2 protein-coding genes are annotated in these 3,390 nt (G+C 75.1%); both read right to left on the bottom strand.

Going from position 1 to position 3,390, the window contains the following annotated elements; translation table 11 throughout:
• Window positions 1-2,316, bottom strand: a 2,316-nt coding sequence (locus F3J10_RS34890) for a tetratricopeptide repeat protein (RefSeq protein WP_167243985.1), incomplete at its 3' end; no start/stop codon positions are given.
• Window positions 2,307-3,389, bottom strand: coding sequence for a cellulose synthase complex periplasmic endoglucanase BcsZ (gene bcsZ, locus F3J10_RS34885; RefSeq protein WP_345791254.1), 1,083 nt, complete (start codon window positions 3,387-3,389; stop codon window positions 2,307-2,309). The genes F3J10_RS34890 and bcsZ, both read right to left, overlap by 10 nt.
• Window position 3,390: the final 1 nt, after the last annotated feature.

The following is a 3,390-nucleotide window of genomic DNA, read 5'->3' as shown; positions in this document are numbered from 1 at the left end:
CAGGCCGGCGTCGCCGGGGTTGCGCCTGAGCGCGATGCGATAGCAGGTCAGCGCATTGGCCGGGTCGCCCGCCGAGGTATAGAGCCGCGCCAGCGCGCCCTGCAGGTCGGGGTCCTCGGGCATCGCCGCGAGCCAGGGCGCCATCACCGCGTAGGCGCCGGCCAGGTCGCCGCCCTGGCGCACCAGGTCGGCGCGGCGCACCACGATGGCGAGGTTGATGCGATCGAACTCGGCGTGCTGCGCGGCGCTCATCGGCGTGGCCTGCAGGCGGCGCATCTCGTCGCCGAGCAGGCCGTCCTGGTGATTGGCCAGCAGCAGGTTGGCGTATTGCAGGCGCAGGCCGAGGTCGGCCGGCGCGGCCGCCATCGCGCCCTGCACCAGTTGCATGGCGTGCGCCGGATCGCCGGCCGCCAGGTAGCCGCCGGCCAGTTGGCCCATCATCGCCGGGTCCGCCTGCGCCATCGGCTCGGCCGCGCGCAGCATCGCCAGCGCCTGGGCATTCTGGCCGCGCTGGGCCATCTGCCCGGCCAGCGCCGATTGCTGGGCCAGCCACAGGCGGCGCTGCAGCTCGCCCATCGCGGCGGTGCGCCGGGCGGGCGCGACGCGATCCAGCATGCGCAGGCCGTCGCCGTAATCGTGGGTCTGCTCGGCCAGCAGCGCGCCCGCGTAGAGCGCGTCGGGCATGTCGGGATGCGCGGCGAGCAGGCCGTCCATCATGCTGCGCGCCGAGGCCACCGCGCCCTGGCGCACGTAGATGCGCGCCAGGTCCAGGCGCAGCCAGGGATCGTCGGGACTGCCAACCAGGGCATCCTCGAACAGGCTGCGCGCGCGGCCCAGGTCGCCCTGCGCCTCGGCGGCGCGCGCCTGGGCCGCCTCGGCGGTGCCGCGCAGGCGCTCCAGGCCGCCGGCCTTGGCCTGCTGTTCGGTGGTGAGCTGGTTGGCGAACTGCAGCGCCTCGTCGCCGCGCCCCTGGGCGGCCAATGCGCCCACCAGGCCGCGGATCGCGTCGGGGTTGTCGGCCTGGCGGCGCAGCGCCATCCGGTAGGCCTGCTCGGCGCCGCGCGGATCGCGATTGGCCAGCAGCAGCTCGCCGAGCATCAGCTGGGCGGCCGGCTCGGACGGATCGGTCGCGATCGCGTGCTCGAACAGCGACTTGGCCTTCGCCACGTCGCCGCGATTCTGCGCGACCAGCGCGTCGCCCGTGTCGCTCCAGTAGCCGGCGCTCTTCAGCGCGTCGCGCCAGCGCGACGGGTCGCCGCCGCGCGAGGCGCGCTCGAGATCGTTGCGGGCCTCGCGGAAATGTTCCTGCTTCAGCTCGACGATGCCGAGGCCGCCCAGCGCGTCGGCGTCGTTCGGCGCGCCGGCGAGCACGGCGTTGAAGCGCGCGCGCGCGGTGGCGAGGTCGTTGCGGTCGAGCGCCGCGAAGCCGTCGCCGATGGCGCGCCCGCGCGCGCTGTCGGCCACCTGTTGCGCGCTGCGCGCGTCGCTGGCCTTCTCCTGCAGCACCATCGCGTCGTAGCGCGCCTTCACCGCCGGGTCGTTCGGCGCGAGCTTGAAGTAGGCGTCGAACATCGGCTGGTCGGAAGGCCGCGCGGCCAGCCACAGCAGCGCCTGCCGCCAGCTCTCGCGGGCCTGCCGGCCGACCTTCGCGTCGCCTGCCAACTGCTGCAGGCGCGCGATGCCGTCGCGGCGCGTGACATCGCGATAGGTCAGGTGCTGCGCATAGGCCAGCGCGTAGCGCGGATCGTCGGGGTTGTCGCGCGCCAGCGTCTCCAGGCCCTTGCGTGCCTCGTCCCAGCCGTTCGGCGTGGCGGCGAGCGCCTGGTAATACTCCAGGCGCAGCCCGGGCGTGGCCGGCGCGCCGTCCATCGCCTTCTGGTACTGCTCGACCGCCGAGGCGCTGCGGCCCGACTGGGCCAGGCGCCGCGCGTCGTTGACGGTCTGGTCGCGCGGCGAGGACTGGCCGAGGCGCCGGCCCAGCTCGTCGATGCCGGGATAGTTCGGCGCGACCTGGCGCAGCCGGTCCAGGTAGGACTCGGATTGACCGCCGTCCTTGCGGTCGGCCATCACGAAGCCCATGCCGAGCAGCGCGTCGGGCTGCTTCGCGTCGATCCCGAGCACCTTCTTCCAGGCCTGCTCGGCCAGGTCGCTGCGGCCGTGCGCCTGCCAGTACTTGCCCTGGTCGATCAGCGCCTGCAGCGCGTCGGAGCCGGCGGCCAGGGCATGCGGCGCCTGGCCGAGCGCGAGCGCGCCGGCCAGCGCCAGGGCGGCGGCGAGCGAGGTCCGGCGCGGGGCGGGGAAGAACTTCATCGACATGCCTCACTCCATGCGGGCAGCAGCCGGCCGCCCGCGTCGAAGCGGTAGCGGCCCTCCACGGCGCCCGCGCCGAACAGGCCGAGCACGCGGTCGTAATAGACGGGTTCGCGGCCCGGCGCGTTGCCATCGAGCGCGCTCAGGCGGGCACGCGCCAGCGCCAGGCCGCGCGCGTCGCCGAGCGCGGCGAAGTACGGCGCGAGCGCGCCCCAGTAGCTGAGCGGGCCCTCGCCGCTGCCCGCACCGGTGGCCACCGCCACCTTCTCGGGCGGCACGCCGCCTTGCGCGACCTGCGCGGCCATCCCGCGCAGCGCGTCGAGCCAGGGACGGGCCAGCGGATCGGCGGGATTCGCGAGGCCGGCCCACAGGTAGGTGCGGATCGCGTCGTAGCTGCCGAGGTCGCCCGTGCGCGGATCGACCACCACCTGCCCGGCGCGCCAGGCCGCCCAGTCGGGCGCGAAGCCGCGCGGCGAGGCGCCGGCCACCAGCCGCAGGCCGTTCCTGGCGATGGCGTTCCACGGGCCGCCCAGTTCGCCGCCGAGTGCGCGCAGCACCGGCAGCGGCAGGTAGCTCGGGTTCAGGCGCGTCACGTCGCCCTCGACGAAACCCTGCGGGCCCGGCAGCAGCATCGGGCCGAGCCCGGCCAGCTCGACCACCTCGCGGCGCGCGATCTGCGCGGCCAGCGCCGCGCCCAGCGCGCTGTAGTCGGGCACGTGCCAGAGCCGCCCGGCTTCCAGCAGGTCGTAGGCGATCCACAGATCGGCATCGGCCGCCGAGTTCGGATCGAGCACGCCCCAGCCGCCGTCGGGCTTGCGGCCCCACTGCCAGGCGGGCAGGCGCGCGTCCCTGGCGTCGAAATGGCCGCCGGCCAGGTTGGCGCGGGTCCACTCGAGCATGCGCTCGAAGCCGGCGCGATCGTTGGCCGCCAGCGCGAGGAACATGCCGTAGGACTGGCCTTCCGAGGTCGACTGCTGGGCCGGCGTGCTGGCGTCGAACACGCGGCCGTCGGGCTGCACGGTCTGCGCGAGGAAGGCGCGATAGGCGGGCCACTCGCCGCAACGCGGCGCGGCGACGATA

Source organism: Burkholderia sp. Cy-637 (assembly GCF_011753175.1).
Lineage (GTDB): Bacteria > Pseudomonadota > Gammaproteobacteria > Burkholderiales > Burkholderiaceae > Burkholderia > Burkholderia gladioli.
Note: the sequence above shows the minus strand (reverse complement) of the source record. Positions and strands in the feature narration are given on the sequence as shown.